The organism is Rhizobacter sp. P2_H2 (genome assembly GCF_056403375.1).
In genome coordinates this window covers 1-1,942 of the sequence record NZ_JBFUFP010001018.1, presented here as the reverse complement: position 1 = coordinate 1,942, position 1,942 = coordinate 1, and the positions used below count along the sequence as shown (strand labels likewise).

General features: G+C 70.2%; 2 protein-coding genes. Both read left to right on the top strand.

Annotated features, from left to right (window positions below; all coding sequences use genetic code 11):
• Positions 1-1,273: PqiB family protein (locus tag AC1D15_RS29525; protein ID WP_477828819.1), on the top strand; the 1,273-nt coding region annotated here is incomplete at its 5' end.
• Positions 1,270-1,863 carry a PqiC family protein gene (locus tag AC1D15_RS29520; RefSeq protein ID WP_477828818.1) on the top strand — a complete coding sequence of 198 codons (594 nt, stop codon included), beginning with the start codon at positions 1,270-1,272 and terminating at the stop codon, positions 1,861-1,863. The genes AC1D15_RS29525 and AC1D15_RS29520, both read left to right, overlap by 4 nt.
• Positions 1,864-1,942: the final 79 nt, after the last annotated feature.

Here is a 1,942-nt window from a genome sequence, read left to right as displayed (position 1 = left end):
CATCGGTGCCGATGCCGGCGTGTCGACCGAGGACCGCAAGTCCTTCGTCGGGCTCGAGGTGCCGCCCTTCGTGCTGCGCGGCGAGCCGGGCCGCAGCTTCGTGCTGCGCGCGCCCGACCTGGGTTCGCTGGATGTCGGCTCGCCGATCTTCTACCGCCGCACGCGCGTGGGCCGTGTCGTGGGCTACACGCTCGATGCCGAGAAGGACGAGCTGCTGGTGCAGATCTTCGTCGAGGCGCCGTACGAGCGGCTGGTCAACAACCGCTCGCGCTTCTGGAACGCGAGCGGATTCGACTTCACGCTGAACGCGAGCGGATTGACGGTGGACACGCAGGCGCTCACGTCGGTGATCGCGGGCGGTGTCGCGTTCGAGCACTCGGAGCTCGCGACGCCGAACGCGAAGGACGAGGCCGAGGCTGCGCCGGGTGCCCGCTTCTGGCTGTTCAGCAACCGAAAGGCCGCGATCTCGCCGCCGGACGGCCCGCCGATGCGGCTGAAGTTCGTGTTCGACCAATCGGTGCGCGGGCTGTCGGTGGGTGCGCCGATCGATTTCCTCGGTGTCGAGATCGGCGAGGTGCGTGCGATCCGCCCCGGCTACGACGCGCAGCGCAAGCGGTATCCGATGGAGGTCACGGCCGACGTGCACCCGCTGCGGCTGGGCGCGGTGCGCGGGGCGCTGGTCGAGGGCCGTGGTGGCGACGCGAGCGAGCGGGCCGAGCGGAACGTCCAGCTGTTCCGGCGGCTGGTCGAGAACGGCGTGCGTGCGCAGCTGCGCACCGGCAACCTGCTGACGGGGCAGATGTACGTGGCGCTGGATTTCATCCCGAAAAGCAAGCCGGCCGCGCTGGTGATGGCCGACGGCGTGCCGCAGGTGCCGACGGTGCCGGGCACGCTGTCCGACGTGCAGCCGCAGATCGCCGAGATCGTCGCGAAGATCAACAAGGTGCCGTTCGACGACATCGGCCGCGACCTGCGGGCGACGTTGGCGCAGGCGCGCGAGGCGATCGCGAAGCTGTCGCCCGAGGCGCAGCAGTCGCTGGCCGAGGTGCGCAAGACGCTCGATGCGTTGCAGGGCTCGCTCGGCAAGTTCGACCGCAACCTGCTCGACCCGGACGCGCCGGTGCAACGCAATGTGGAGCAGACGATGACCGACTTGCAACGGGCCGCGCAATCGCTGCGCGTGCTGACCGACTACCTGCAGCGCCACCCTGAATCGCTGCTGCGCGGCAAGCCGGCCGATCCGCCGCTGCCGTCGCTGGAGGGTGCGCGATGAGGGCGTGGATCGCGGCATCGTTGATCGCGATGGCGGGCTGCGCGTCGCAGCCGCCGGTGCGCTTTCACAGCCTGCTGCCGGCGGTGTCGTCGTCGCCGGCTTCAGCACCGTCAAGCGCGGCACCGCTCGTTGTCGAACTCGGCCCGGTGACGGTGCCGGCCGCCGTCGATCAGCCTCAATGGGTACTGCGCGCCGGCGACGACAGCCTGCGCGTGCTCGAAGGCGAGCGCTGGGTCGCACCGCTGCGCGACGAGTTGAGGGCGGCGGTGATGGCGCGGCTGGCCGAGCGCTTCAACGCAGTCGACGCGCGCACGCAGCCCGGCCCGGCGAGCGGCTGGCGGCTGCGCATCGAGGTGCAGCGCTTCGAGTCGATGCTCGGACGCGAGGCGTGGATCGAAGCGGCCTGGTCGGCCACCTCGGTCGCGACGCCGGTGCGCACGCTGGCCTGCACGAGCCGGCTGCATGAGACGGCGGGCTCCGATGCGCCGTCGATCGCTGCGGCGCATCGCCGCGCGGTGCAGCGGCTGGCGGATCAGATCGGTGAAAGACTGAGGACGATGGATCAGTCGTCCGCAGTTCCCGCTTGCTGAACGCAATCAACGAAGCATGCGGACGCTCGCATGCTCGTCGGTCACTTCAATCTTTTCCCCCCACAAGAGCGGCTGGTGG